Consider the following 26,988-nt stretch of genomic DNA (forward strand, 5'->3'; position numbering starts at 1 on the left):
CTCTTTGTTTAAGATAGATTCTGCAAGAACCTATTTTTCTATCTTTTTAGCAGCGTCATTCGTAGTGGCGCTCTTAATTCCACTTCCACCATTTATACTTGATATCATTATCGTTTTTCTACTAAGTATGTCAGTGCTTATTTATATGCGAGCGACAAGTATTAACGAGTGGGATGAATTAAAGTCATTTCCAACGATGTTGTTATTAATCGGGATTTTCCGCGTATCGATTAACGTTTCGACGACGCGAGCGATTTTGACAGATGGAAATGCAGGTCATGTTATTGAAGAGTTCGGCCAGTTCGTAATTGGCGGAAACTTATTAATTGGTATCGTTATTTTTACAGTATTAATCATATTCCAGTTTATCGTTGCAAACGGTGCGTCTCGTACAGCTGAAGTTGCAGCTCGTTTTACACTTGATTCTTTACCAGGGAAACAAATGTCTATCGATGCTGATTTAAACCAGCGTATTATTTCAGAAAAAGATGCACAAGCAAAACGAAAAAAATTAAATATGGAAACAGAGTTTTACGGGGCGATGGATGGTGCCGGAAAGTTCATTAAAGGGGACGTTATTTTCGGGATTGTCATTTTATTCGTAAACATTATTTTCGGTTTAATTGTCGGAATGATGCAGCAAGGGATGAGCTTTGCGGATGCGGCTCTTCATTATACACAGTTAACTGTCGGTGACGGAATCGTAAACCAAATTGGATCGCTTATGCTTGCAATTTCAACAGGTATTATCGTAACGCGTGTATTTGACGGTTCACCGGATACAGTAACAGAAGGTATCTTTAAAGAGTTATTAGCGCATGAAGTCGTTGTATATGCGCTCGGTGGTTTATTTATCGCAATGGGTATTTTTACTCCGCTACCGTTTCTACCATTCGCACTCGTTGGCGGAACAATTATCTTCTTAGGAATTCGTAATAAAAATCGAATAAAGAAAGAAAAAGAAGACGAGCTTCAAAAAGAAATAGAAATGATCCAAGGCGAAGATGAACAACTGCAACAAGTGGAAGATTCATTCGGAGTATTTACGGATAAATATCCAATTATAGTAGAACTCGGTTTAGATTTAGCAGCACTTGTAAAGCAAAAAATTAACGGGGAAACAGCGCGTGATAAAGTTGTTCTTATGAGGAAGTCAATTATTACTGACCTTGGTATTAACGTTCCTGGAATTAACTTTAAAGATAATACGAGCTTTAGGCCACGCGGACGTTACATTATTCGAATTAAAGGTGCGAAGGCGGCTGAAGGTGTTTTAAAATCAGGTTATTTATTAGCACTGAAAACACCAAACGTAATGGCTGATTTAGATGCAGAGCCAGCGAAAGATCCAATTTTCGGTGAAGATGGATATTGGATTTTAGAGCATATGGTGCAAGATGCACAAATGAAAGGCTATCAAGTTTTAGAGCCACTTAGCATATTAATTACACATTTAGATGTTGTCGTTAGACGTAATCTTCATGAATTAATTCAGCGCCAACATGTAAAAGACTTAATTAACTCGCTTGAAAATGATAATGGCGTTCTATTAGAAGAGATTAAGAAAAAAGAAATTGATTTATCACTTGTTCAAAATGTTATTAAACAACTTCTAAAAGAAGGTATTTCTATTCGTGATTTACCAACAATTATTGAAGGTATTATTGACGGCAAAGAAATTTATCAAAACCACGTGGATGGTGTAACATCATTTGTTCGTGAATGTATTTCAAAAGTTATTTGTGAAAATGCGAAAAATCCAGACGGAAAAATATATGCAGCGCTCTTCTCTGATTCAATTGAGTTAGATGCGGATGTTGTGAATAATTCATATCAAGGTTACCTATTAAACTGGGATTTAGATTTAGAAACACGTGTCGTTGAGCAAGTGCAGCGCGTCTTTAAGCAAGCACGTTTAATGGGAAGAGAACCAGTGTTATTAACACGTAGAAAAGATTTTAGATTTGCGATTGTAAGACTGCTAGAACGTTATCAAGTGGAAGCACAAGTACTTTGTATTAGCGAATTAGCACCAGAAATTGTTGTGGATCAAATTGCCTATATTGAATAGTAGGGGGTGAAGTAATGGAAAGTACAGAAAAAAAAGAAGCGTTAATGCGAATAAAAGCAGCTTCGAAAAATGAATTGTATCGAAAGTTATTTGACCAATATGGTACAGATTATTATTACGTTGTCGATGAAAGTGTAAAACGAAATATACCGTTTTTTTGGAAAAAGGATTATGAAATGTTAGTTGCTTTTCCAGAAGAAAAACAGGAAGAAGTGAATGAAGGTACAGCTCAATTTCATGAACAGTTAATGGATGTTGTGAATGATCCTTCAGAACAAATTGTGAAGGCGAATGGAATTCAATCAGTACTGCACAATTTAGAAAACGTAACGACTTCTATGTCATACGCGACGATGCAAACAGGAAATAGTGAAGAATGGGCAAGAAAAAAAGAGAAACTATTAAAGCTGTTTGAAAAAGGAATCGTCGTTGTGAAACCGATGAAAGAAACGGAAGTAACGAAAGTAACGAAAAAGAAAAAAGTTGTGAAACAAGTCGTTCCAGTAAAGAAAGAAGAAGTAGCTCCAAATAAAGAAAATCAAGAATCTGTACCGTTTATTATTCAAAAAGTAATTCGGATGCTAGAACAAAACGATGTGGAACAATATTTCATTCATGCATATGCTGAAAAGTTAAAAATAAAGTTTGAAAATGCAACGATGATTACGGAAGAAGAAGTTATCAGGTACATATTGGAAGATATGAAATCTCATTTCAATACGGAAAACGTCTTTGAAAAAGAAGTACAAACAATTGCATTAATCGGTCCAACTGGCGTTGGTAAAACGACGACACTCGCGAAAATGGCATGGCAATTTCACGGTAAGAAAAAAACAGTTGGTTTTATAACGACAGATCATTCGCGCATAGGAACAGTACAGCAATTGCAAGATAACGTAAAGACAATTGGATCTGAAGTAATTGCTGTGCGTGATGAAGCTGCAATGACAAGAGCGCTTACGTATTTTAAAGAAGAAGCACGCGTCGATTATATTTTAATTGATACAGCCGGAAAAAATTATCGTACGTCAGAAACAGTGGAAGAAATGATTGAAACGATGGGACAAGTAGAACCAGATTATATTTGTTTAACGTTATCAGCTTCTATGAAAAGTAAAGATATGATTGAAATCATTACAAACTTTAAAGATATTCATATAGATGGTATTGTGTTTACGAAATTTGATGAAACAGCAAGTAGTGGCGAATTGTTGAAAATTCCAGCGGTATCATCAGCTCCTATTGTATTAATGACAGATGGCCAAGACATAAAGAAAAATATACATATCGCTACAGCTGAACATTTAGCAAAACAAATGTTACAAACATCGTAGAAAAGAGGTGAAGAATAAGGCGCTTGCCTTATTCAAACGAATATGAACGGTCTTTATATAGGTTCTATGGGCATGATGAATTACATGCAGCGCATTAATGTTCATTCGAATAACGTTGCAAATGCTCAAACGACAGGATTTAAAGCAGAAAATATGACGTCTAAAGTATTTGATGTACAAGACACATATCGCCGCGGAGATGGGGCGGTAACAAATATCGGTTCGGTCGATTACGCTGTAGTACCAGCTGCAACGCATGTGAATTTAGTACAAGGAAATATACAAATGACAAATAGCGCTACAGATTTCTTTTTAGATGACGGCGCGGCCGGCACAACATCATTTTTTGTTACTTCTAAAAATGATGAAACGTTTTTAACGAGAGATGGTAGTTTCACATTAAATAGTGATCGATATTTACAAACATCTTCAGGTGCTTTCGTAATGGGAGAGAATAATGAGCGTATTCGTATTCCAGAAGGAGCAAAGGTTGCTGTACAAGCAGACGGTACATTATATGATGAAGCAACACAAAATAATATTGGTCGTTTGCAAACAAAAACAGTAGATGCAGAAACGAATGCACGTCTCGTGCAACGTGAAAACAAAAGCTTTACACTAGCAGAAGGAAACATTGCTAATTTACCGAACGGAACAGGAATAGTAAAAAATCATATGCTAGAAAATTCAAATGTAGATATGACGAAAGAGATGGCAGATCTTATGACAGATCAAAAGATGATTCAAGCATCACAGCGTGTTATGACGTCATTTGATAAAATTTATGAAAAAGAAGCGAATGAAATATTGAGATAGTGGACTCCTAATAAAGGAGTCTTTTATTAATTTAAAATTTCAGAATTATCAATTGACTTTATGGAGCTTCTTTTTTATATTAGTAGGTATAACTATAACTACTAAAGAGGTGAGAGTATGACAACGGCATTATATTTAGAAGATGCATACAAAACGAGTTGCGAAACAGAAGTGATAAGAGTAGAAGGGAATAAAGTATTTGTAAAAGAAACAGTTTTTTATCCAACTGGTGGAGGACAGGAATGTGATACGGGTGTCATTGTACAAGATGGGTCTGTATTTGAAGTTGAAAAAGTAAAGAAGGAGCAAGGAGAAATAGTTCACTATATAAAAGATGAAGCTCAAGTAAAGTTAGGTCCAGTTAAATTAGAGATAAATTGGGAAAGACGTCATAATTTAATGTGTCATCACTCTTTACTGCATCTTATCGGAGCTGTTGTTTATGAAAAGTATGGAGCTCTATGCACTGGAAATCAAATTTATCCTGATAAAGCACGTATCGATTTTAATGAGTTACAAGAGTTATCGAGCGTGGAAGTAGAAGAAATTGTTGAGGAAGTGAATAAACTTATTAAGCAAAATAAAGAAATTTCCACTCGTTATATGAGCCGCGAAGAAGCAGAAAATGCTGTAGGAATGATTAAAACAGCAATAAATCTCCTGCCAACTACTATCCAAGAAATCCGCATTGTTACAATTGAAAATTTAGACGAACAAGCTTGTGGAGGCACACATGTGAAAAATACGAGTGAAATAGGAACACTTGTTATTGATAAAGTAAAAAGTAAAGGGAAGCAAAATCGTCGTTTTGAAGTAAGGGCGATTTAGATTGTGAGGGGTTACCGATGGATGAAATTATAAAGGAATTACAAAAGTTAGGATTTTCTCAGTATGAATGTAAAGCGTATATTGGACTACTAAAACATTCCCCAGTAACGGGCTATGAAGTGAGTAAACAAACAGGAGTACCTCGTTCTATGATTTACGAGGTACTCGGTAAGTTAATGGATAAAGGAGCGGTGCATATTGTACCTTCTGAACCAGTTAAATATGTACCAGTACCAGCTACCGAATTAATGAATCGAATGCGAAAAGACTTTGAAAAGTCCTTTGAATTTTTAGATGAGAAATTAAATTGTTTAGAACAAGAGCGACAAATAGATGTAATTTCGCATATTCGCTCAAATGATCGTGTTTTAAAAGAAATATGCAATATAATTAATAGGGCAAAGGAAGAATTATGGATTTCTGTATGGGAAGAACAAGTGCATGAAATTGAGCCATACATTCATCAAAAGGAAGAGGAAGGCGTACATATATTTTCAATCTTATTTGGAGCTCCAGAAACAAAAATAGGAGCGACGTTTCATCATAATTATATGACGCCCCACGTTGTTGAAAAGAGAATGGGTGGTCATTTAACTGTTATTGCTCGTGATGGAGAGGAAGTATTAATTGCGAACTTCTCAAATGATAGCACTTCATGGGCCGTTACAACGTATGACCCAGCGCTAGTTCTCGTTGCTACAGAGTATGTGCGGCACGATATTATGGTTGAAGAAATCACAAAGGAATTTGGAGCTGATAAGTTAGATACGTTATGGCGTGAAAATATAGATTTAGTTCATGTTGTAACAGGAAAACGAACTTTAGAAGGAATGGAGGATGATAGAGATGAGTAAAGCTCAGGCACATGTAGCTTTGCAGAGTGACGATACATTTCAGCAAGGAGTAAAAGATTGTTTACCAACTGTATTTGGTTACTTGAGCATCGGTATAGCAGCTGGTGTAATTGCAAAAACAGCTGGTTTCTCCATCATTGAAATTGCATTTATGTCCACTTTAATTTATGCAGGTTCTGCCCAATTTATATTAGCTGGTATGTATGCAGCCGGTGCTCCTGCTTCCGCAATTATTTTTACTGTATTTTTTGTTAACTTGCGCCACCTTCTTATGAGTGCTGCACTTGCACCGTACTTTACGAAAATTCCTCTATTTAAAAACTTAATCATCGGTTCGCAAATTACAGATGAAACTTTCGGCGTTGCAGTGCAGCATGCTGCGCAAAAAGGATATTTAGGTGAAAGATGGATGATAGGGCTTAATGTAACAGCGTATTTAAATTGGATTCTTGCCACTATCATTGGCGGGCTATTTGGTGAGTGGATACCAGATCCACATACATACGGCATGGATTATGCATTACCAGCGATGTTTATCGGATTATTTGTTCTTCAGCTCATAAGTAGTAAACCGAAACTAGCAATTCATTTAAGTGTTGCAATCGTAGCGATTATTATCGCATACGTTTCACACTTATTTATGCCAGATAGTATAGCGGTTATTATCGCAACCTTACTAGCTGCGACGATTGGAGTGTTGATTGAAAAATGGAAATGAGATTAGATGTATTATTACTTTTACTAGCAGCAGGAGCTGTTACACTCGTGCCACGTATTTTACCTCTACTCGTATTTAGTAAACTACAAATTCCAGACTGGGGTTTAAAATGGTTAAATTACATACCAATTGCAATATTAGCAGCACTTTTAGCACAAGTTTTATTTATGCACGAGACGATGCAGTGGGATTATCTTATTGCAGCAATTCCAACATTTCTTGTAGCGATATATACTCGTAGTTTATTAGGTACAGTATTAACGGGAGTGATTGTGATTATTTTGTTACGTTTCCTTTTCTAAAAAGGATTACGCTCATATCATAGCGAAAAGTGTAATAACATAAAAAATATAGGGGTGGTGTTATGATACTTTTAACGATAGGAGCAATTTTGTTAACGTTGTTTATTTTCTTTATTATCGGTTTCGTTACGTTTATGATGTTTGTTGATAAGGCGACACCTCAAATATATTATACACCTTGTGAATCAGTGACAGTGAAAACTAAAGGTAAACATAGAAGGAAGAAAAGTTGAAAGTTGGCTTTTCTTCCTTCTTCTATTACATCCCCGAAAGAATTAACAACAATAATCCAAATAAAAAACTAGTCAAGGAAAGAAAACCGATACATATTGAGAATACACGATTATTTCCCCATTCGCGCCAGAAAGTTATAAAACCTAAAATACAAAGGAAAAACCAAATGGGTAAGAATAGGAACTCACTAACTTTCTCGGGGAGTAGCGAATAAAAAGTTGTTACATATAAGATCCAATTAGTAAAAAATAAAATGCAAACGATAATAGATTGTAAGTAGAGGCGGTTGAAAAATCTCCCTTTTTTTACGGTTATAAAAATGATAGTTAGCGCTGAGATAAAGGCAATGAGTATGAAAACAAGTAAGAGTAATGTCAGCGTCATTTTGAGTCTCCTGTATAAGATTGTTTTTATCACGCATGGGCAGTAAGACCCACACCTTAAAACTCAACGTAAGAAAAGAGAGTAGGTGGGGGATGACCCCCCACTGATTGAAGTTTCACTTTACAAGAAATGAATCTATTAAATTGTATGCTTGTTTTGTAGAGTGCTCGTTATATTTTTCAGTGTACGGATTTAGAAATCCATGTTCACCGTGTAGTTGTTTGATTTCTAATAAAGGATTCTTTTGTTGCTGCAATGTGTGAATTAAAGAGGATACTGAAAAACTAGATTCTTTTTCAGGGAATATAAGTAATGTAGCGCATGTAGGCTTTATGTGGACATAGTCGCGTATACGAGAACCGTAACACCCGATAATAAAATCTATTTTCGGATTGTTACTACATAGCCATGAGATGGTAGCTCCAACACTAAAGCCTATAAGTCCAATATGTGTATAACTACTAGAAAGATGAGAAATGAATTCTTCAATTTGCTTTTTTCCATCATCGAATCCAATATGATTTACAAAATATTCATATGCTTTTTCTTCATCACGATAATGAAATGCGTGTTGTGATTGTAGAAGATTAGGACAGAATACATCTATATGAGATGAAGTAAAGTGCTGGGTAACGTGATGCATATGGTCGTTCACACCATATATTTCATGAACAATAACGAGAGCTAATTTTTCCTTCATAGTTATAAATTACCTCTATGAAACTTAAATTCTTTCTCAACAAGGCAAATACGCAGATGGAAGTTTTCATACCATTGCTCACGACCTCTTTTTTTCGCTTCTTTATGTAAGGTGTTCTTCTTCCAATTTTCAATCGCATCAAGTGATTCCCAATAAGAAATTGTTATTCCGAGTCCAGAATTACCTCGTGCACTTTCTACACCTAAAAATCCAGATTGTTGCTTTGCAAGTTTCTCCATTTCTTCGGCAACGGTATTATAGTCAGTTGTATTATTTGATAAATTAGAAGTGAATATAACTGCATAATAAGGCTTGTTTTTTTCTAAATTAGATGCCATTATTTTTCCTCCTTAATGTATAGTACGAATAATTAATCCATAGTTTGTATTTTAGCAGGTCACAAAGAGAAAAGAAGTAGAAAATTCTTATTTTTTCAGCTCATGTAAAATAAAGAGTTGAAGAAATTTATAATAAGTAATCTGAAAGAAGAAAAATGCCACTTCAAAAGAGAAGTGGCATTTCTTATATTTCCTCTAAGCTATTAACTGGAACAGTTAATTCGCGTCCTGGGTTTTTTACTTCATATATGCGGGCGGTTTCATTGCTTTCATCGACGTGTTGAATCATAACAGGCATGCCTTGAAAATTGACATTGGCTTGTTCTGCTGACATAGAAAGCTCTATTGCACGTTGTATATTCATTTATATTCCTCCCATCATTATTATCTTTGCTAAAAAAGAGGAATAATATACCATTTAGAGACATTCTTAAAGTTTTTGTATTATTTGTAATGTTTCTTTAATAAATGAAGTGAAGATGGAATCAGGATAGCTATCTATTGCTTGAACGGCTTCTTTTGCCTCTTTTAAGGCAGATTTTTTATCTTGAAGTTCTATATAGCAAAGGGCACGATAAGACCCAGCTGTTAATACCCACGATTGATCAAGTGGATGACTCATATAATCTGGTATGGTAGCGTGTTTTAATATTGCCAAAGCTTCCTTATAACGTTTTAAGCCATACAAAGATTTTCCTTTTTCAAGATAATATAATCCATCGTCTTGAAAGATTGGTTCATCTTTTAGTTTTTCTCGAAATTGTTCTAGATGTTTTAATGCGATTGTATATTCATTAGTAATTGTGTTGTAATAGTATGCTTTTAAAATATCAATAATTGCGATGGATAGAATATCTTCTGTAAAAATGGCAAATTGCTCAGATTTTTTTATGTAATATAAATATTGTTCTTTATCAGCTGTAATGACTTTTTGGTAAGATAAAATCCGGTAAAATTCATCTGTTTTATAATACACTTGATGCTTTTTTGAAAATGCAAGTGCATCTAAAATGACTTTTTCACATTTTTCATAATTGCCGTATGCGAGTAAAATAATGGCTTCTTTTAAGTATAGTTGTATATGTGTAATCAGATCCATTTCTAAATTCTTTGCTTTATATTCATCACGAATTGTAGCAATCATCTGTAAACATTCTTTATATTTTTTACGTTTGAAGAGCATATAGTAAAACAGTAGTTTCGTTTCAGTGCTTTCTCGATATAAAGTATATTTTTCAAATATAGAAACAGCAGTTTCAACGTAATATTCAATATGATAATCGTTCATAATAACTGCTCCTGTTAGGAACTGTTTATATAAGCGAGCTGTATTTAAAGTAGAAGGTAGCTCTGTTTGAACGATAGGTAGTAAAGTCTTGTATACTTCATCGCATTTATTTGCTTTTATTAATGGCTCCATTTTTTGAATGAGTTCTACAATTTCTCCTTCATCTTCTTCTAATAAAAAGCTCATTTCACATTCAAGTTTTTCAGCAATATATTGTAATGTTTTCATAGAAGGTGTAGCTTTTCCATTTTCAATTTGACTAAGCATACTTTTTGTCAGTTCCGAACCTACCAGCTCTGTTTGTGTAAGCTTTTTTTCTTTTCTTAATGTTTTAATTTTTTCGCCGAGAGTTGCCATATTATTGCTCCTTTATATTTAAAAAGTTAAATTATATTTAACTTTATGTTGTGGAAATCGGAAAATTGATTATATAATAAGTTTAACACAATTTAACTTTTAAGGGGAGAGAGTCAAAAATGGGAGATATAAGTATAGGACAACATGATTCAAGAATGAAGATTGCAACGAGAAACATCATTTTAATGATGATTGGAAAAATGACGTCTTTATTAGGCGCAGGTATTTATACGTTCGCAATGGGGTTATACGTATTAAAGACTACTGGTTCAGGGATGGGGTTTGCAACTACGCTCGTTTGCGGATCACTTCCAAGGATGATCTGTGGTCCAATTGCTGGTGCTGTAGCAGATCGCGTCAATCGAAAATGGCTTGTCATTGGTACTGATTTATTAAGTAGTTTAACGATGCTTAGTATGTTTATTCTTGCTACTATATTTGGACCATCACTTCTTTTTATTTATATTTCAGCAGCATTATTATCAATTTGTGCAAGTTTTTATTCCGTTGCATTAACTTCGTCTATTCCGAGTTTAGTAGATGAAGGACGTATTCAAAAAGCGAGTGCTTTAAATCAAACGGCGGCTTCTTTATCAAATATTTTAGGGCCGATTATTGGCGGAGTTGTATTTGGTTTCTTTTCAATTCAGTCGTTCTTTTTGTTGAATAGCATTACATTCTTTTTAGCGGTTATTTTGCAATTATTTATTGTATTTGATTTATATAAAAAAGAAGTGGCTGAGAGTAAAGAGCATTTCTTGACGAGTATAAAAGAAGGTTTTTCATATATAAAACGAAAACATGAAATATATGGTTTAATGAAAATAGCATTGTGGGTAAACTTTTTTGCGTGTGGTCTAACCGTTGCACTTCCATACATTATCGTACATACATTACATTTATCTTCAAAGCAACTTGGTACTGTAGAGGGAATGTTAGCAGTCGGGATGTTAATTGGTGCGATTGCTTTATCGGTGCGTAAAGAAGTGAATAATCCGTTTCGTTCAATTTATACTGGACTGTTTTTGTTTGCAGGTTTAAGTTTATGTACAGTCTTTCCGTTGTTAGTTATCATTCCAAAAGTAGCAAGTTTTATTTACTATATTGCTTTTATGATGTTAACTGGTATAGCAATTATGATTGTAAACATTCCAATGCAAGTACATATGCAAAAAACGACAGATCCGAACTACCTAGGGCGTGTGTTTGGCCTACTTGAAACAATTGCGACTGCAATCGCACCACTTGGTATGATTGTATATGGACTACTATTAGATATGTTGCCAACTAGCATTGTTATGATGACATTAGGCGTAGGTTTATTGTTAGTTGTATTAGTTGGAGTAAAGCAACATATGGCGAAAAAACAACTAGATGTGTCCGCTTAAAAATAATAAAAATTTGACTTATCATTATAAGAATGACTAAATTAGTATTTTAGTTTTTGAAACTCTTTTTCATGTATGTTAAAGTAAAGTGAGCTTGCAAAGAAAAGGAGACAACAGCATGAAAAAATTAAGTTTTGTTATGCTTTTTCTATTAGTCGTAATGGCTGGATGTAGCAATTATGACACATATATTGAAACAGGTATGCAATCATTGAAAGATGAAAAATATAGTGATGCAACAATGTGGTTTGAAAAAGCAGAAAAAGAGAAATCCGGGAATGAAGCGAAATCATATAAAGAAATGGCCGAGAAAATGGATCACGGAGCAACAGCATTAAAAGACGGTAAGTATTTAGAAGCGAAAGACATTGCAAATGAAGTGTTACAAATGAAAAAAGACGATGCACTTGAAAAAGCTGTAACATCAAATGCAGAGAATATGCTTCAAAAAGCAAAAGATGTGGAAGAGAAAGTAAATGAAAGAGTGGCAAAGCGTAGAAAGGTAGAAGAAGAAGGAATCGATAAAATTATTAAAGCTGTCGATAGTATAGATGAAGTGAAAGAAAAAGAGAAGAAAGTATCAGAAGCATTAGATAAGGCTGAAGAGGCGCAAGCGAAAATTGAGGCAAAGAAAAATAAATAGATTTATAGTTTAAAAGGCTGTCGTGCATAACGACAGCCTTTTAATTTTTTGTTGCAAATGAAGTGATGCTCTGTAATAAAAAAGAAATGATTTTAGAATTCCATCTGTCCTCATGATGAATCGTATAAATATTACGCTGAAATTCAAATTCAGGGATTGGTATATAGCATAGCTCATTTCGTTGTATTTCTTGTTCGATAGCAAGTTTAGAAATCAAGGCAATTCCATTACCATATTTTAAAATTTGTTTCATCGTTTCTAATGAATCTAATTCAATTTCTGATTGGAATGTAATGTTGTGCGCTAACGTCCATTGTGTAAGTAAATCTCTCGTTGTAGATGGGTTACGATGCAATAGTATGCGTTCCTTTTCTATATTTTGTAACGATACATTGTCTTTCTTTGAAAAATGATGTTCTTTGGAAAAAGCAAGAACAAGTGTATCGGGCATTATATTCGTTTGTTTTAAAAGTGGTTCATCAAATGGAGCAGCGGAAATTATCCCAAGATCGATTTCGTGATTTTGTAGCATCATTCGAATTTCAGGGGCTGTTTTCACTAGTAGCGTTATTTTTATATTGGGAAATTCACATTGAAATTGATGAACGACTGCTGGCAAAAGATAAGTCGCTGGTACATAACTAGCGCCAATTGTTATAGCACCTTTATGAAAATCTTTAAACTCTTGCGTGACACGTCTAGCTTCTTTCATAAGTGCATCTATTTTACAAGCATAATGGTGCAAAGCCTCACCAGCCTCTGTTAAGAAATACCTTCCAGAACGTAATTCGAATAAAGACACACCGAGTTCTTCTTCTAAGCTTTTTATATGAAAAGTAATAGTTGGTTGTTTAACGCCAAGTTTTTCTGCAACGATTGTAAGCTTTTTGTATTTCTTAATAAGTACTACAATTTCTAATTTTAAGAGATTCATTATGAATTGCCGCCTTTTTTATTTTAACTATAGAAAAAATCTATAGAAATAAATAGTTTATTAGAAGTTTTTTAATTTAATCTTTACAGTGCATTAACATTCAGTATAAATCTTCCATATAGAATGAAAGCAGGTTAAGAATGAGGGGAGAGAGGTGAGACGATGGATATTAAAATTAATGGATTAGAAAAAACATTTGGAAAAACACAAGCGTTAAAGCCGTTGCAGATTGTAATGAAAAAAGGGGAATTCACTACACTTTTAGGACCTTCGGGATGTGGGAAAACGACTTTACTTAGAATGATAGCAGGACTTGAAGAACCGGATAAGGGAGAAATATGTTTTGGAGACCAATGCATGTATTCTGCTACAAAAAAGATAAAGACATCTCCTCATGAACGGAATATCGGTATGGTATTTCAAGATTTTGCTTTATGGCCGCACATGACTGTTTTTGAAAATGTTGCATTTGGTTTAAGAGCTACAAAGCAAACGAATCATTTACGAGAAAAAGTAGAGGATGCGATAAAGCGAGTTCGCCTGCAAGGTATGGAGAAAAGGTATCCACACGAACTTTCTGGTGGACAGCAACAACGTGTCGCATTCGCTAGAGCAATTGTAACAAAACCTCATTTTATTTTGTTTGATGAACCGCTAAGTGCACTCGATGCAATTTTGCGAGAAGAAATGAGAATAGAGCTTATGGATATCGTTCATTCCATTGGTTTAACTGCACTGTATGTCACTCACGATCAAACAGAAGCAATGTCAATGTCAGACCAAATTATTGTCATGAAACAAGGAGAAGTATTACAAAAAGGAACACCGGAAGATATTTATGTGAAACCGTCTCATGAATTTGTTGCCAAATTTGTTGGTAAGGCGAATTGGCTTGTAGAGGGTGAAAAAATGATTCGTCCAGAGCATGTGAGTTGGACAAAAAATGATGTGTGCGAAATGTATACAGGTGAAATTCAGCACGTTACATACGTAGGAGAGCGTTATGAAGTGAAAGTAAATATGGGGACTTTAGGCATCTGGACAGCCTATCACAATAGTAAGCTAAGCATCGGGAAACCAGTATCGTTATATGTACCCAAAAAATGTATTCATCATATAGGGGGAGAATCGTATGAAGAAATTCAGTTCGCTTAAGTCTTTATTTGTATGTACTTTACTATTTTCTACTGTAGTAACAGGTTGTAGTTCAAAGACAGGTAATGCAGATGCAAAAAGTAAAAATATGAATGAAAAGAAAATTGTTGTATATAGTGCAGGGCCAAAAGGGTTAGCAGAAAAAATTCAAAAAGACTTTGAAAAGAAAACTGGTATAAAGGTGGAAATGTTTCAAGGGACAACTGGTAAAATTTTAGCGAGAATGGAAGCTGAAAAGAAAAATCCAGTCGTTGACGTTGTCGTACTCGCTTCCTTACCAGCGATGGAAGGATTAAAGAAAGAGGGTCAAACGTTAGCTTATAAAGAGGCGAAACAAGCTGATAAGCTGCGTTCTGAATGGTCAGATGATAAAGGCCATTATTTCGGGTATAGTGCTTCAGCATTAGGGATTGTGTACAATACAAAAAATGTGAAGACGGCGCCTGAAGATTGGAGCGATATAACGAAAGGAGAATGGAAAGGGAAAGTGAATCTTCCAGATCCAGCACTTTCAGGTTCAGCTTTAGACTTTGTAACAGGATACGTGAAAAAGAATGGACAAGATGGATGGAATTTATTTGAGCAGCTTAAGAAAAATGAAGTTACAGTAGCAGGAGCAAACCAGGAAGCGTTAGACCCAGTTGTAACAGGTGCGAAAGATATGGTCATTGCGGGTGTTGATTATATGACGTATAGCGCAAAAGCAAAGGGTGAACCTGTTGATATTGTATATCCAAAAAGCGGAACAGTTATTAGCCCACGTGCAGCGGGGATTATGAAGGATAGTAAAAATGTTGAAGGTGCAAAAGAGTTTATTGATTATTTATTATCCGATGATGTACAAAAACAAGTTTCTAAAGCGTATTTATTGCCTGGTAGAACAGATATAAAAGCTGAAAATAGACCAAATATAGAAGAGATTCCAGTATTAAATATTGATTGGAAAACAGTTGAGAAAGAGCAAGATGAAATAGGAAAACAATTTAAGAAAGTATTTCAATAAGATGGTGATTCCATGGTAAATCGATTCGTATCAGTAAGACAAGTTGGAATGACGGTAGCGTTATTACTTGTGGCGATGTTAATCGTCATTCCACTTTTTCTTATTTTATTTTCTAGTGTATATGAAAATAGCAGTTGGAATTTTTTAAAGCCTTTTGAAGTGATGCAGAGTGGTGGATTAGCTGGGATTTTTCTAAATTCGATGCTTCTAGGTGCACTCGTTGTAATAGGTGCTACAATATTTGCATTTCCATTGGCATTTATTATGAGCAAAACAGATGTAGGAAAGTATAGTAAGTTAGATATTGTTTTTATGATTCCATTTATGACACCGCCGTATATTGGATCGATGGGCTGGATTTTGTTCATGCAACCTAACGGCTATTTTGAACAATTTTTCCCGATGTTAAAGACAGTTTCATCATCGTTTTTTAGTTTAGGAGGTATGGTATTAATTATGAGTCTGCATTTATTCCCATTCCTTTATTTCATGCTGAAAAACACGTTGCTTCAGATTGGGAGTAGTAAAGAAGAAGCTGCAGCAGTTCATGGCGGAAGTTTTTTCTATCGCTTAAGAAAAATAATATTGCCGTTATTAGTATCAAGTTATGTAATGGGTGCTTTACTCATTTTCGTAAAGACGATTGCTGAATTAGGAACACCGGCTACATTCGGACGTAGAATAGGATTCCACGTGTTAACATCAGAAATTCATAAATTTATTTCGAGTTGGCCAATTGATTTCAGTAGTGCAACAGCATTATCTTCTTTATTACTTAGTGCTTGTATGCTCATGTGGTATATACAAAATGTATTGAATCGAAAGTATTCATATGCAATGGTTAGTGGAAAAGGTGTGAAATCTAAAAGATATACTTTGTCTATATTTACGCGCGTTGTAGCATGGATGTATGTAATTGGTTTATTAATCGTATCGATTGGAATTCCATACTTTTCTATACTTATTGCTTCTTTTTCAAAATTAAGAGGCGGCGGTTTACATGTAAATAACTTTACAACAAGTCATTATGAGGCATTGTTTACAATGGGGTCTCCGGGATTAGAGGCTTTATGGAATAGTTTTCTTTTTTCACTCGTAACAGCGATTATTGCGGTAATGATTGGAGTCTTTTTGGCACTTATGATTCGAAAGGGGAAAAAAACCTCTGAAAAATGGCTTGATATGTGCGGTATGTTACCGAATATGGTACCAGGAATCGTTATGGTTGTAGGTCTTATTCTATTTTGGAATTCACCATATATGCCTATGTCAATTTATAATACACCAATCATGGTTATCGTAACGTATGTTGTTCTGTTTTTACCTTACACGGTGCAATATGTAAAATCATCACTCGGACAAATTGATGATTCTCTCGTGCAGGCAGGAAGTATTTTTTCTGGAAATTATATTTATATTTTTAGAAAAATAATATTGCCTCTTATTATCCCAGGCATTCTTGCCGGATGGGCGATGACATTTACAATTTCAATAAGAGAGTTAGTAGCATCACTTCTCGTATTACCTCCATCAGTAGAAACGTCAGCAACGTTTATTTTTGCTCAATTTGAACAGGGTGAAGTATCTATAGGAATGGCGATGGCCGTTGTTTCTGTTGGACTTACAACAATGTGCTTATTACTGCTGCAACATATGGAGCAAAAGCGAAAAGGGGTAGCATGATGAGAGTGGAAGTATGGGGAGGAGCAGGAGAATACGGTCGCTCTTGCTATTTTGTAAAAAATAAAGAGACGAAAATAGTATTTGATTGTGGTATTAATCGATCATATGAGAATAGTTATCCAAAAATAGAGGGAGAAGTTGTTCAATTTTTAGATGCGGTATTTTTATCACATATTCATGAAGATCATACGATGGGTTTACCTTTATTGGCGAAGTATGGATATAAGAAAAAAATTTGGACGACTCGTTATACGAAGGAGCAACTGCCGTTATATTATGAGAAATGGAGAAACTATAATGTGATGCAAGGGTGGAAGTTACCTTATAGCGACCAACATATAAAAGATTTAAATTATGTATGTATTGATGAGATTAGTAATCCAAATGAATGGATACAAATTACTCCTACATTGCGGTTTCAGTGGGGGTATAGTGGGCATGTATTAGGAGCTGTTTGGTTTTTAGTTGATATGTGTAATACATACGTATTTTATTCAGGCGACTATTCAGCAGAGTCTAATATACTACGAGCTAATTTACCTGAGAAATTGGGCCACAATATAAAAGTTGCAATTGTAGATGCCGCTTATCACACAGATGATGTTTCGCAAAATGATAGATTAGACGATCTATGTGCAGAAATTGAACGAGTTATGCAAAATGAAGGAATAGCATTATTACCGCTGCCACAACTTGGTAGGGCGCAAGATATAGTATTGTATTTATATGAACGATATAAAGAATTTCCGCTTATAGTAGATAAAGAAATTTTGGCTGGATTTGAAGAGATGTTCATATATAAAGGTTGGATAAAAAATAATGAAGAACTTAAATGGATTATGGAGAGTTTAAAAAGAAACATAATAGTGATGGATAATGACATTAGTATGCAAAATAGTTACGGAATAGTTGTAATGAGTGATGCGAATATGCAAACGAAACGAGCACAGTTATACTATGAACAACTTCGGAATGAAAAACGGAATGCCGTTATTTTTACTGGGCATATTGCGAAAGGGAGTTTTGCAGAAAAAGTTATGAAAGAACATGTAAGGAGTACATGTAGGGTGAAGCGAGTTCCGTATAAAGTTCACCAAAGTATAAGAGACGTTAAAGAGATGTTAAATACATTATTACCAGAACATACGGTGTTAGTGCACGCTTTGAAAGAGGATACGGATCGATTACAACAAAAGCTAAGTACAGCAGGGTATGAAAATGTATATTCACTTGCAATGGAACGTATAGAAGTCATTTGAAATGTAAAGGGGATAGGTATATGAAAAAAGTATTTGTATTCGTCAGCATTTTCTTTTGTTGTTTCCTTTATAACGTTAAGGAAGGGTTTGCAGCTAGTCCAATGAAACCTAGTTTTGAAGTAAAGTTATTATTGAAGCCAGAACAAGTATTAGGTGATAACAAAGAGATGAAGCAAGAGGTGCTAGAACATTTCCAGGCTGGTACAAAATATGAAAGAATACAAGTGCAATTTTTAGATACTGCGAATAAAAGTTTAAGCGAGGAAGGTTGGTTTGCTAGAATTCGAAAGAAAGAATTTAGTAAAGATTTTGAATTAACATATAAAAAAAGATATCCTATTCCAAATGGTGTAATTCAAGATGCACTAGAAGTAGCTAAAAAAGAAGGATTCGATAGTAATACGGATAGTTATGAGGCGGAAATAGATTGGGGATTTGAGAAGAAAACATTAAGCATTTCAAATAAGAAAAGTTACAGCGCTAAAGGATATGGGATACTTGATTTACCAAATGAACAAGCTGCTCAAAACATGTTAATAGAAAAATTACCAGGGAAAATGAACAAATGGTTGTATACAAATTGGGGAGAGGAAATGTTAAAGAATTCCCGTATTTACGGTCCTGTATTAATGAAACGATATACAGGAGAGTTTGAAAACATAAAAGCAAATATTGAAATTTGGCCATTAAGTAATACCGGAAAATTAGAAGATGACTTCGTAATAGAAGTGTCATTTAAAACAAATGAAGAAAGTATTGCGACAAAACAAAGGGAATTATTAATGGCGAGTTTAGAGAAAAAAGGCTGGTTATTACCGAAAGATAGTTTGAAGACAGAGCTTATTTTTCAGTAAATGAGAAAAAAAGGAATCCATATTTCTTGGATTCCTTTTTCTAATATATGAGTATTAAGCTAAGTCAGCTGACACGAACATATCACTATTTTGAAGGTTTTTAGAGCGTAAACTATAAGCAACTACCTTCTTTTTATATTGTTTTACAACATCAACATGCTCCTCGTGACTATAAATATAAAATGTAAAATTCTTTTTGCCACGTTTTGCATTGATAATTAAAGGCGTACCCTCATTGTGTGGTGGTGCATAATAGCGATCTAAAAATAAACCTTCGTTAAAATCATGAATAATTTTTGATTTCTGTTCGCCTTCTACGTTATTTCCATGAATTGTAATAGTCACATTCTCTTCTTCAAGTTTTGGATGTGTTTCGTACTTGCTAATAATGGATTCAATAACAGTGTTAGGAAGGCTAGAAACGATAATTTTAAATGCTCCAAATACAACTAACATTACAATAAACCAAGTCGTCATAGTATATCATCCCCTTTATTCTATTTAATAATATAACTCATATGGTAATAGTACATATGGTGAAGTTTTGTATAATTTGTGAAAAATATGCCATTTTCACGAACGAAATGTTAGAAAAATCAATTTTGTTACAAAAAGTTGAAATCGAAGTATTTTAAAAGAAAAAGGTTTATAATAAAAATATAACTAATAACCACATTACTAATTATAAGGAAGTGTAACTATGAGTACTGTAGCAATCGTATATGGTATTATTCTTTCCACAATTATTGTTTTGTTTTTCGTTGGGGTTTCACGTTATATTCATAAATGGAAAGAAGGCGTTGCGAAATTAAATCACATTGAAGAAGAACTTAGTGATTTAATGTTACATCATGGTAAGTAAACATTTATTTTTTAACTAAACAATGTGAAGAATATCACAAAACGTGCTTTCCTAATGAAGGCATGTTTTTTTGTTGTTTAAGAAAAGAGGTATTTTTGTATAAATAATCTAATTATTACTTAAAAAGGGAAATTTATTTAGTATAATATATAATATGTTTATTTTAGGGGGAGTATCATGAGGGGATTAAAAGTTGTTGGAATTATAGCTGGAATTACTATAGTAGGCTGTATAGCTTTCTTTTCAGTGAAGGAATATGTCAATTCCAAAGAAGACTCTAATTATGTGCTAAATTACATAAAAGAACATAAGGATGATAAAACAACTTCTTTAATTGTTAAAAGAAATGGTGAAACATTGACATCAATAAATGAAAAAGAAAAATTACCGCTAGCAAGTATGTCGAAAATCGTTATAGCAATTGAATATGCTAAGCAAGTAGCTGAAGGGAAAATAAGAAAAGACGAGAAAATTTCATTGAAAGAATTAGAAAAATACTATGTGAAAAATACTGATGGTGGTGCACACCCTGCATGGCTAGATGATGTAAAAGGTAAAGAGTTAGTGAAGGGTGGTCAAACTTCTTTAGAAGAAGTAGTGAAAGGAATGATCCATTATAGTTCGAATGCGAATGCATCATATTTATTGGACAAGCTTGGAGCAGCGCGGATAAATGAAAGTTTGAAAGAGTTAGGCTTAAATAGTCACGATGAATTTTATCCAACGTATACAGGGGCATTATATATGAGGGGCTATGTTGAAAAAGAACTGCATATTCCTCAAAATAAAGCATTGGACAAGCTACGTAATATGTCTAATGATGAATATGTTAAGCATGTATGGCAAATACATGAATGGATGAAAGACGAGAAAGAATGGACAAAACGCGAGATATCGTTAAAAGCCGATATGGATTTTCAGCGTATTTGGTCAGATCGGTTTATAGGTGCAAATGCGAAGGATTACATGAGTTTATTGGAAAAGATAAATAGCAGAAATTATTTTACACCACAAATGCAAGGTGAGGTTGAGAATATATTTAAAGGAACCGTAGGAGAGGGTATATTCGAATTTGCTGGACAGAAAGGTGGTTCTACGGCATTTGTATTAACAAATAGTTTCTATGGTACTGATAAAAAAGGGAATAAGATTGAGATTGTCTTTATGATGAACAATTTGAGTGAAAAAGCATTTGAAAAACTTCTAAGTAATATGGATTACTTTATTCGAGATATTGTCATAAGTGAGGAATTCAGAAATAAATTATAATGAAATAATTTTATTATGTAAACAAAGGGGCACTTATGAAAAGTGCTCTTTTGTAATACAGGATTTTCCAATCTTATTATTGAATATAGATGGAAAATAAGAAAGGAGGTTGAAAAATGACAACAATATATTTCGTTCGCCATGCCCATTCTACATATACAAAAGAAGAACGGGAACGACCTTTATCTGAAAAAGGGCACTGTGATGCAGAAAATGTAACGCATTTATTAAAAGATAAACATATTGATGTTGTTATTTCTAGTCCTTACAAAAGAGCAATCCAAACTGTACAAGGAATTGCGAATACATATAAATTATCAATACAAACTGAAGAAGATTTGCGTGAAAGATTATTGAGCACAGAGCCAGTATCAAATTTTAATGATGCTATGCAGAATATGTGGAAAGATTGGAGTTTTGCATACGAAGGCGGAGAATCAAATACTGTAGCACAAAAGCGCGCTGTAATATGTATACAAAATATATTAAAAAAATATGAAGGTAAGAATATTGTAATAGGTACGCATGGGAATATTATGGTATTACTAATGAATTATTTTAATTCGAAATATGATTTGGAGTTTTGGAAAACACTTCATATGCCTGATGTGTATAAATTAAATTTTGATAAAAATCGTTTCATTTCTGCTGAAAGAATAGAGAAAACAGGTCATCGGTTAAATATTTTGTAAAAGTTTATCAAAAAAAGAGGAAAGAGAGAAGTTATTGTAGAAGTATGACTTTGTAACATAAAAAATATATGTTAAAGGAGGCTGTTTACATGTTTGAGAAAGAGAAAGAAGGGCTTATTGAAGTTCACAACGTATATGAAATTGCACCAGCAGATGGAACAATTATTGGTATGGCAACAGAAGAAGAAATGGAAATTGCTGCTGAACTAGAGCTGCAGTACTATGCCCATTCTCGTTTGCTAGAAGCAAATATTCAGTTAGACGGTTCCTCCTATAAAGAGTTACTTCAGGAGTTCCAGGAGTACGAAAGAAAATCAATGAGCTTTTGGCGAGCAATACATAAGCGTTTAGCTGTGCCATGGGCATGGGTATTACGTATTGATGTTGCGAATGGCCCTATTTATGTAAGTAATGGGAATGCTTATTACGAAGAAATCGATGATGAAGAAGATTATGAATAGATAAGTAAGGAAGCAACTTTAGTTGCTTCCTTTTTTTATTTATAGAGATTGAACAGCCCCAATAATAATATCAGGCCGATCAATTTCGATTCCGTGACCAGCATGTTCGGCAAGTATATATTGGCTATGTATTGAGAGTTGTAATTGTTCATGGATCAGTTCTTGCCACATTGCTTCAAGTTGTGTTGCTTCCTCTTCTGGCATGCCACCATTAGTCAATTGAGTAATAGAATATTGAGGATCTCTACCGATAACGATTAATGGTATTTCTAATGTTTTACATAGCTCTTTTAGTGAGAGAGCACAGTTTTTCCACTCCGATAGTTCAGAAGCTGTCGCTTTATATAATGAAGGCGAGGTAGAGAATCCAATTTGCTGTTTTGATTGATCGGTGAGAATAGGTTTTAGTTCATTATAAAGTGTGTCTACATCCATTTTGGAGTATGTATTATATTTTTTAAGCCACATATCATCCGAGTCAGTTTGATCAGAAATTGGTAAATGAAGTTCATCTAAACGGTGTAAGTTCATCGAAGTAGAATCAACTAAAATAAGTGCTTGCAGCTTATCTTCATGTAACATTGCAAAATGTTGTGCACATAATCCTCCATAGGAATGACCGATTAGAATAAATGGCTCTTGAATAGCTAGTTTGTTTAGTAACATATGTAGCTCTTTTGTAACTTGCCTTATTGTACGTGGCTGATTGCCTAAATCACTTTTCCCGTAACCTGGGCGATGGTATGAAACGACTGTAAAGTGCTCTGAAAGCTTTTCTATAATAGGAAACCAATCATAAAATGAGCAACTCATTCCGGTTTGAATGACTACAGTTTGTTTACCAATTCCTTTTATATGTACTTCTATATTTTGCCCCATTATTTCTACAAATTTATGAATGTTAATTCCCCCTAAGCTTGAAATAATTTTTGAAAAGCAAAAACGATACACCAAACACCTATACCGAGTAGGACAGATGTACTAAGTGTAAATGAATTTTTTAAACCAATATAGACGATAAATAATAGTAGTGCTGATGCGGGGAATCCATATAATACCCCTAAAGCAAATTGACTCAATTCTTGTTTATTCCCGCCTTCAAATGAAATCCAAAATAGACTAATTAAACTCACGAGAGGAAGGGCAGCAATAAAGCCACCTATCGTACTGTAGTGTTTAGCGACTTCAGTGATAACGCCGATAATAAGTGCCGAAACGATTACTTTAACGAGGAAATGCATATTTTGCCTCCTTCGCTAATAACGAAAATGCTTTTTCAATTAATTGTTGTTCTTCTTTTGATAACTGTGATTCTAATATTTTTATCTTTTCTTTATCTAGTAAAGTATGTTTTTCTAATACTTCAATTCCTTCAATTGTTAATGTAAGGTTTACCACTCTTTCATCTTTTTTATTTCTCTCTTTAACGATGAACCCCTTTTGAATAAGGCGCTTTATATGTTCAGATGCTGTGTTATGAGAAAGGCTAAGCTCAGTAGCGACTTTTCCAATTGTTATATCTTTCTCACGAGAAACGATTTGTAAAATACGAATTGCTTGGTGGGAAAGATTGTCCTCGTATTCGTATCGTAAGTGATAATAAATGCTCTCCCAATGTTGATTAATGTTGTTCATAATAATAAATCCCCTTTTTTATATCGTATAGTAAGATATATTCGTTGTTTTAGAAATAAAATCCTTTTATTTGGATAAAAAATGTTGAAAAAGTTTATTTTTATTGAAATATAAGGTAATCTATGTGTAAAGGTATACATTTAGCAAGAGAGAGGATGATAGTTGTGAATACATTCAAATGGATGAGTCATGAACAGATGTATGTAGATGAAATACATGTTGAAAAATGTGGTCCTCTTTCAGTCGGCGTATATGGGGGAAATCAAGAAAGTGATGCCTATGAACGAGGAGATGCGGTACTTGCTTGGTGGGACCCTGAATTACAATTTGAATTTGTTATGATTTTTGATACACACCACAAAACAAAAAATATTGATTATATAATAGAAGCGATTTCAGAAAGAAAAGAGAAATTAAAAGAGTTATTTTCCTATCCAATACATTTAGCTTTTCATCATACACATATGTACTTATTAGCGTTATTTACAGATGAGTTATTTATTAAAAAGTGTGATCAAGATGATGAGGAACTCGCTTGCTTAATTTGTTTACGAAAAGGCGAATTTTTATATTGGTTATCAGTTGGTGATTGTTTCGCGTATTTATTCCATTCTGAGAAAACGAAAAATGGAAAAGGACGATTAAATAAACGGAAAAATTACGAATATATTGGCAGGAAAAATATTTTTGCAGCAAATACACCTTGCTTTACGTCAGGTGTAAGAGGATTAGAAAAAGGAATGAATCACATTGTAATGGCAACGGACGGTATTTTAGAGTGTGACAAACGAAGGTTTGATGATGATCAATCTTTAGTAGAAATATTACACGACGGAAATAGCTTGCAGATTGAGCCCGTATTAACAAATGTACTGCAGTGGAAAGGTAGAGACTGTGCCACGATTATTGGATGGTCTATTGATACTGATAATAAACAATGTGCTAATTAATATAAAAGGAGTTCAAGGTTTTTATCCTTGAACTCCTTTTTGTTAAGCAATATGGATGTGATATGTTTTCAACCATTCATTTACTTGTAGCATATACTCCATGGCACTTCTTGCTTCAAAATTGTTAATCACTTTATTACTTTGATCAGCAATTGAAAGTAAGATGGAATGGTTAATAAGTGAGAAAATAGGATTGTTTTTATTGTTACACATATCAAGTGTTAAATTACGGATTGTTTGTAAGTAGTGTGGATCTTGTGAAGTTGGATAAGCGCTTTTTCTTCTATTGCGTACATCGTCAGGTAAAGCTGGTTGTAGTGCTCTACGTAAAATGCCTTTTTCAATATTATCAATACTTTTTATGTTGAAAGGAACATTCCATAAATATTCAACTAATCTATAATCGCAAAACGGTACACGAACTTCAAATCCAACAGCCATACTCATACGATCTTTACGGTCAAGTAAGAAAGGAAGGAATCTTGTTAAAAATAAATAAAACATTTGACGTTGTTTCGCGGATTTTTTACTTTCGCCTTCAAGAGTAGGTACTTCAAGTATCGCTTCTTGGAATCGTGTATCAATATAGTCTTCTAGATTACATTGGTTACTTACTTCATTTAGTAGAAGAGGAGATGTATTTTTCCAATTTGTTAGCCAAGGAAACTTATCTACATATAGTAGTTCTTCTTGATGAAACCAAGGATATCCACCGAATACTTCATCAGCCGATTCGCCGGATAAAGCTACGGTCGCATCTTTTTTCATTTCGCAAAATAGTAAATATAGTGAAGTTTCCATTTCACCAGCACTCGGTAAATCTTTTGCATGAAGGGGAACGAATAAGTGATTTGCTAATTCTTCAGCATTCACAATAATATCATGATGCGCTGTCCCGACATGTTCAGAAACGCGTTTTACCCAAGGAGCGTCTAAACCAGTGCGAGCAAATGTCAGTTCGAAATCTTTTGCGCTATTTACAAAGTCAACAGAATACGTATGAAGTGTTTTATTTTCAGCAGCAAATTCTTTACCCGCAAGTGCAGTAATACCGCTAGAGTCTAATCCGCCTGATAACATACAAACGAGAGGAACATCGGCAATTAATTGTCTTTTTACTGTATCTTGTAAAATAGATAAAATATGCGAAGATGTATCTTCTATAGAGTCTGTATGGAACTTACTTTCTAAATGCCAATACTTAGTAACTACTTTTTTATGACGTGTAAATGTTATAGAATGTCCAGCACGTACTTCTTGAATATGTTTAAAGACGCCACATCCTGGAGTGCGAAATAAGCCTAATCCAAATATTTCATTTATTCCATTCGCATCAATTTCAGCAGGGACAGATGGATGCGCTAATAATGCTTTAATTTCAGAGCCGAAAATAATACTGCCATTTCTTTCTGTAAAAAAGAGTGGTTTTACACCTAAATGATCTCGTGCTAAAAACAATTGTTGCTTCTGATCATCCCATAAGGCAAAAGCGAAAATTCCGTTTAAATGTCGTACGCAGTCTTCTTTCCATTCTAAATAAGCATGTAGTAATACTTCTGTATCTGAATGGGTTTCAAATGCATGCCCACATTTTTGAAGCTGCTCTCTCAGTTCACGGAAATTATAAATTTCTCCATTATAAGTAAGAGCATACGTATAATCACCAGCACGAAATGTCTTAGGCTGTGTCCCGCCTTCTGGATCAATTACAATTAAACGCCGGTGTGCAAAGGCCGCATGAGGTGAAAACCAAAATCCTTCAGCATCCGGACCACGATGCTCAATACTATTTGCCATCTTTTTTAAAATAACATGTTGATTTGAAAGGTCTTCTTTCCAATCTACCCAACCTGTAATTCCACACATACACATCTCATCTCCTAATTTTTAAAATAGATTAATGAAATAAAATGTACACTAAATTAAAGAGTGACTATATAAATAGTGTACTACATGAATTAAATTACAGACTTGAG

The 26,988-nt window shown here is 34.1% G+C and carries 32 protein-coding genes; 21 read left to right on the plus strand and 11 right to left on the minus strand.

The window, feature by feature from the left end; genetic code table 11:
* Positions 1-4 precede the first annotated feature (4 nt).
* From flhA to NST27_RS08420, 8 genes are all read left to right on the plus strand, one after another.
* Positions 5-2,071, plus strand: a complete 2,067-nt coding sequence (gene flhA / locus NST27_RS08385) for a flagellar biosynthesis protein FlhA (protein WP_000472534.1) — start codon at positions 5-7, stop codon at positions 2,069-2,071.
* 14 nt (positions 2,072-2,085) lie between these two features.
* Positions 2,086-3,405, plus strand: a complete 1,320-nt coding sequence (gene flhF, locus NST27_RS08390; protein ID WP_047385840.1) for a flagellar biosynthesis protein FlhF — start codon at positions 2,086-2,088, stop codon at positions 3,403-3,405.
* 42 nt (positions 3,406-3,447) lie between these two features.
* Positions 3,448-4,221 carry a flagellar basal-body rod protein FlgG gene (locus tag NST27_RS08395; protein WP_001013932.1) on the plus strand — a complete coding sequence of 258 codons (774 nt, stop codon included), beginning with the start codon at positions 3,448-3,450 and terminating at the stop codon, positions 4,219-4,221.
* Positions 4,222-4,338: 117 nt separating this feature from the next.
* Complete coding sequence (locus NST27_RS08400) at positions 4,339-5,049, plus strand: alanyl-tRNA editing protein (protein WP_000205395.1); 711 nt, start codon at positions 4,339-4,341, stop codon at positions 5,047-5,049.
* 17 nt (positions 5,050-5,066) lie between these two features.
* Positions 5,067-5,903 (plus strand): TrmB family transcriptional regulator, encoded by an 837-nt coding sequence (locus tag NST27_RS08405; RefSeq protein ID WP_000343357.1) that lies wholly within the window; start codon positions 5,067-5,069, stop codon positions 5,901-5,903.
* On the plus strand, positions 5,896-6,621 hold the full coding sequence (locus NST27_RS08410; protein WP_000030478.1) for an AzlC family ABC transporter permease: 726 nt from the start codon (positions 5,896-5,898) through the stop codon (positions 6,619-6,621). The genes NST27_RS08405 and NST27_RS08410 overlap by 8 nt, the downstream gene beginning before the upstream one ends.
* On the plus strand, positions 6,612-6,923 hold the full coding sequence (locus NST27_RS08415; protein ID WP_000425943.1) for an AzlD domain-containing protein: 312 nt from the start codon (positions 6,612-6,614) through the stop codon (positions 6,921-6,923). Before NST27_RS08410 ends, NST27_RS08415 begins: the two co-directional genes overlap by 10 nt.
* A 62-nt stretch (positions 6,924-6,985) precedes the next feature.
* A complete protein-coding gene (locus NST27_RS08420) occupies positions 6,986-7,156 on the plus strand; it encodes a DUF3951 domain-containing protein (RefSeq protein ID WP_000602244.1) in 171 nt (56 codons plus the stop codon).
* Positions 7,157-7,181: 25 nt separating this feature from the next.
* Here NST27_RS08420 and NST27_RS08425 read toward each other — a convergent pair whose 3' ends face one another.
* The 5 genes from NST27_RS08425 to NST27_RS08445 all read right to left on the minus strand — a co-directional run bounded on the left by NST27_RS08425 (position 7,182) and on the right by NST27_RS08445 (position 10,224).
* Positions 7,182-7,541, minus strand: a complete 360-nt coding sequence (locus tag NST27_RS08425) for a hypothetical protein (RefSeq protein ID WP_033689538.1) — start codon at positions 7,539-7,541, stop codon at positions 7,182-7,184.
* Between the two features lie 115 nt (positions 7,542-7,656).
* Positions 7,657-8,241 carry a dienelactone hydrolase family protein gene (locus tag NST27_RS08430; protein ID WP_000660127.1) on the minus strand — a complete coding sequence of 195 codons (585 nt, stop codon included), beginning with the start codon at positions 8,239-8,241 and terminating at the stop codon, positions 7,657-7,659.
* A 2-nt stretch (positions 8,242-8,243) separates the two neighbouring features.
* A complete protein-coding gene (locus tag NST27_RS08435) occupies positions 8,244-8,579 on the minus strand; it encodes an antibiotic biosynthesis monooxygenase family protein (RefSeq protein ID WP_000157880.1) in 336 nt (111 codons plus the stop codon).
* Positions 8,580-8,763: 184 nt separating this feature from the next.
* A complete protein-coding gene (locus tag NST27_RS08440) occupies positions 8,764-8,943 on the minus strand; it encodes an H-type small acid-soluble spore protein (protein ID WP_001025731.1) in 180 nt (59 codons plus the stop codon).
* A gap of 66 nt (positions 8,944-9,009) precedes the next feature.
* Positions 9,010-10,224 (minus strand): helix-turn-helix domain-containing protein, encoded by a 1,215-nt coding sequence (locus tag NST27_RS08445; RefSeq protein WP_000212388.1) that lies wholly within the window; start codon positions 10,222-10,224, stop codon positions 9,010-9,012.
* 119 nt (positions 10,225-10,343) lie between these two features.
* On the opposite strand from NST27_RS08445, the gene NST27_RS08450 reads away from it, so the two are divergent.
* Together NST27_RS08450 and NST27_RS08455 are read left to right on the plus strand one after the other, a co-directional pair.
* The gene (locus tag NST27_RS08450; RefSeq protein WP_000502480.1) at positions 10,344-11,612 is read left to right on the plus strand and encodes an MFS transporter; all 1,269 of its coding nucleotides are present in this window, start codon (positions 10,344-10,346) and stop codon (positions 11,610-11,612) included.
* Positions 11,613-11,730: 118 nt separating this feature from the next.
* Positions 11,731-12,255 carry a DUF4398 domain-containing protein gene (locus NST27_RS08455; RefSeq protein ID WP_000736428.1) on the plus strand — a complete coding sequence of 175 codons (525 nt, stop codon included), beginning with the start codon at positions 11,731-11,733 and terminating at the stop codon, positions 12,253-12,255.
* A 40-nt stretch (positions 12,256-12,295) separates the two neighbouring features.
* Here the strand turns inward: NST27_RS08455 and NST27_RS08460 are convergent, their stop codons facing one another.
* The gene (locus NST27_RS08460; protein ID WP_001050594.1) at positions 12,296-13,189 is read right to left on the minus strand and encodes a LysR family transcriptional regulator; all 894 of its coding nucleotides are present in this window, start codon (positions 13,187-13,189) and stop codon (positions 12,296-12,298) included.
* A 162-nt stretch (positions 13,190-13,351) separates the two neighbouring features.
* Here NST27_RS08460 and NST27_RS08465 point away from each other — a divergent pair, with 162 nt between their 5' ends.
* From NST27_RS08465 to NST27_RS08485, 5 genes are read left to right on the plus strand one after another with little or no spacing between them, the layout of a single operon-like run.
* Positions 13,352-14,344 carry an ABC transporter ATP-binding protein gene (locus NST27_RS08465; RefSeq protein ID WP_000351795.1) on the plus strand — a complete coding sequence of 331 codons (993 nt, stop codon included), beginning with the start codon at positions 13,352-13,354 and terminating at the stop codon, positions 14,342-14,344.
* On the plus strand, positions 14,322-15,347 hold the full coding sequence (locus NST27_RS08470) for an ABC transporter substrate-binding protein (protein WP_000714716.1): 1,026 nt from the start codon (positions 14,322-14,324) through the stop codon (positions 15,345-15,347). The genes NST27_RS08465 and NST27_RS08470 overlap by 23 nt, the downstream gene beginning before the upstream one ends.
* 12 nt (positions 15,348-15,359) lie before the next feature.
* On the plus strand, positions 15,360-17,030 hold the full coding sequence (locus NST27_RS08475) for an ABC transporter permease (RefSeq protein WP_047385844.1): 1,671 nt from the start codon (positions 15,360-15,362) through the stop codon (positions 17,028-17,030).
* Positions 17,027-18,289, plus strand: coding sequence for an MBL fold metallo-hydrolase (locus NST27_RS08480; protein ID WP_033689534.1), 1,263 nt, complete (start codon positions 17,027-17,029; stop codon positions 18,287-18,289). The genes NST27_RS08475 and NST27_RS08480 overlap by 4 nt, the downstream gene beginning before the upstream one ends.
* 20 nt (positions 18,290-18,309) lie before the next feature.
* Positions 18,310-19,143, plus strand: coding sequence for a hypothetical protein (locus NST27_RS08485; protein WP_000755309.1), 834 nt, complete (start codon positions 18,310-18,312; stop codon positions 19,141-19,143).
* 54 nt (positions 19,144-19,197) lie between these two features.
* Here the strand turns inward: NST27_RS08485 and NST27_RS08490 are convergent, their stop codons facing one another.
* Positions 19,198-19,620 carry a YfmQ family protein gene (locus NST27_RS08490; RefSeq protein ID WP_000214592.1) on the minus strand — a complete coding sequence of 141 codons (423 nt, stop codon included), beginning with the start codon at positions 19,618-19,620 and terminating at the stop codon, positions 19,198-19,200.
* A 41-nt stretch (positions 19,621-19,661) separates the two neighbouring features.
* Between NST27_RS08490 and NST27_RS08495 the strand changes: the two genes are divergently transcribed.
* The 5 genes from NST27_RS08495 to NST27_RS08515 all read left to right on the plus strand — a co-directional run bounded on the left by NST27_RS08495 (position 19,662) and on the right by NST27_RS08515 (position 22,427).
* Entirely contained in the window at positions 19,662-19,778 is a 117-nt protein-coding gene (locus NST27_RS08495; RefSeq protein WP_001987133.1) for a hypothetical protein, read from the plus strand.
* 65 nt (positions 19,779-19,843) lie between these two features.
* Entirely contained in the window at positions 19,844-20,005 is a 162-nt protein-coding gene (locus tag NST27_RS08500) for a hypothetical protein (RefSeq protein WP_000108701.1), read from the plus strand.
* A gap of 177 nt (positions 20,006-20,182) precedes the next feature.
* Positions 20,183-21,274: a serine hydrolase gene (locus NST27_RS08505; RefSeq protein ID WP_001214673.1), complete on the plus strand. Its 1,092-nt coding sequence runs from the start codon at positions 20,183-20,185 to the stop codon at positions 21,272-21,274.
* 116 nt (positions 21,275-21,390) lie between these two features.
* Positions 21,391-21,966 carry a histidine phosphatase family protein gene (locus NST27_RS08510; RefSeq protein WP_000208264.1) on the plus strand — a complete coding sequence of 192 codons (576 nt, stop codon included), beginning with the start codon at positions 21,391-21,393 and terminating at the stop codon, positions 21,964-21,966.
* Between the two features lie 89 nt (positions 21,967-22,055).
* Complete coding sequence (locus NST27_RS08515) at positions 22,056-22,427, plus strand: hypothetical protein (RefSeq protein ID WP_000461766.1); 372 nt, start codon at positions 22,056-22,058, stop codon at positions 22,425-22,427.
* A gap of 39 nt (positions 22,428-22,466) precedes the next feature.
* On the opposite strand, the gene NST27_RS08520 is transcribed toward NST27_RS08515, so the two are convergent.
* From NST27_RS08520 to NST27_RS08530, 3 genes are read right to left on the minus strand one after another with little or no spacing between them, the layout of a single operon-like run.
* Positions 22,467-23,378, minus strand: a complete 912-nt coding sequence (locus tag NST27_RS08520; protein ID WP_002098609.1) for an alpha/beta fold hydrolase — start codon at positions 23,376-23,378, stop codon at positions 22,467-22,469.
* The gene (locus NST27_RS08525; RefSeq protein ID WP_000545626.1) at positions 23,339-23,668 is read right to left on the minus strand and encodes a DUF3147 family protein; all 330 of its coding nucleotides are present in this window, start codon (positions 23,666-23,668) and stop codon (positions 23,339-23,341) included. Before NST27_RS08525 ends, NST27_RS08520 begins: the two co-directional genes overlap by 40 nt.
* On the minus strand, positions 23,652-24,062 hold the full coding sequence (locus NST27_RS08530) for a MarR family winged helix-turn-helix transcriptional regulator (RefSeq protein WP_001059785.1): 411 nt from the start codon (positions 24,060-24,062) through the stop codon (positions 23,652-23,654). The genes NST27_RS08525 and NST27_RS08530 overlap by 17 nt, the downstream gene beginning before the upstream one ends.
* Before the next feature lie 122 nt (positions 24,063-24,184).
* Here NST27_RS08530 and NST27_RS08535 point away from each other — a divergent pair, with 122 nt between their 5' ends.
* Complete coding sequence (locus NST27_RS08535; RefSeq protein ID WP_001999549.1) at positions 24,185-25,012, plus strand: protein phosphatase 2C domain-containing protein; 828 nt, start codon at positions 24,185-24,187, stop codon at positions 25,010-25,012.
* 42 nt (positions 25,013-25,054) lie between these two features.
* On the opposite strand, the gene asnB is transcribed toward NST27_RS08535, so the two are convergent.
* A complete protein-coding gene (gene asnB / locus NST27_RS08540) occupies positions 25,055-26,878 on the minus strand; it encodes an asparagine synthase (glutamine-hydrolyzing) (protein WP_000333935.1) in 1,824 nt (607 codons plus the stop codon).
* Between the last annotated feature and the right edge of the window lie 110 nt (positions 26,879-26,988).

Origin of the sequence: Bacillus sp. FSL W8-0770 (assembly GCF_038008705.1) — a bacterium.
Lineage (GTDB): Bacteria > Bacillota > Bacilli > Bacillales > Bacillaceae_G > Bacillus_A > Bacillus_A cereus.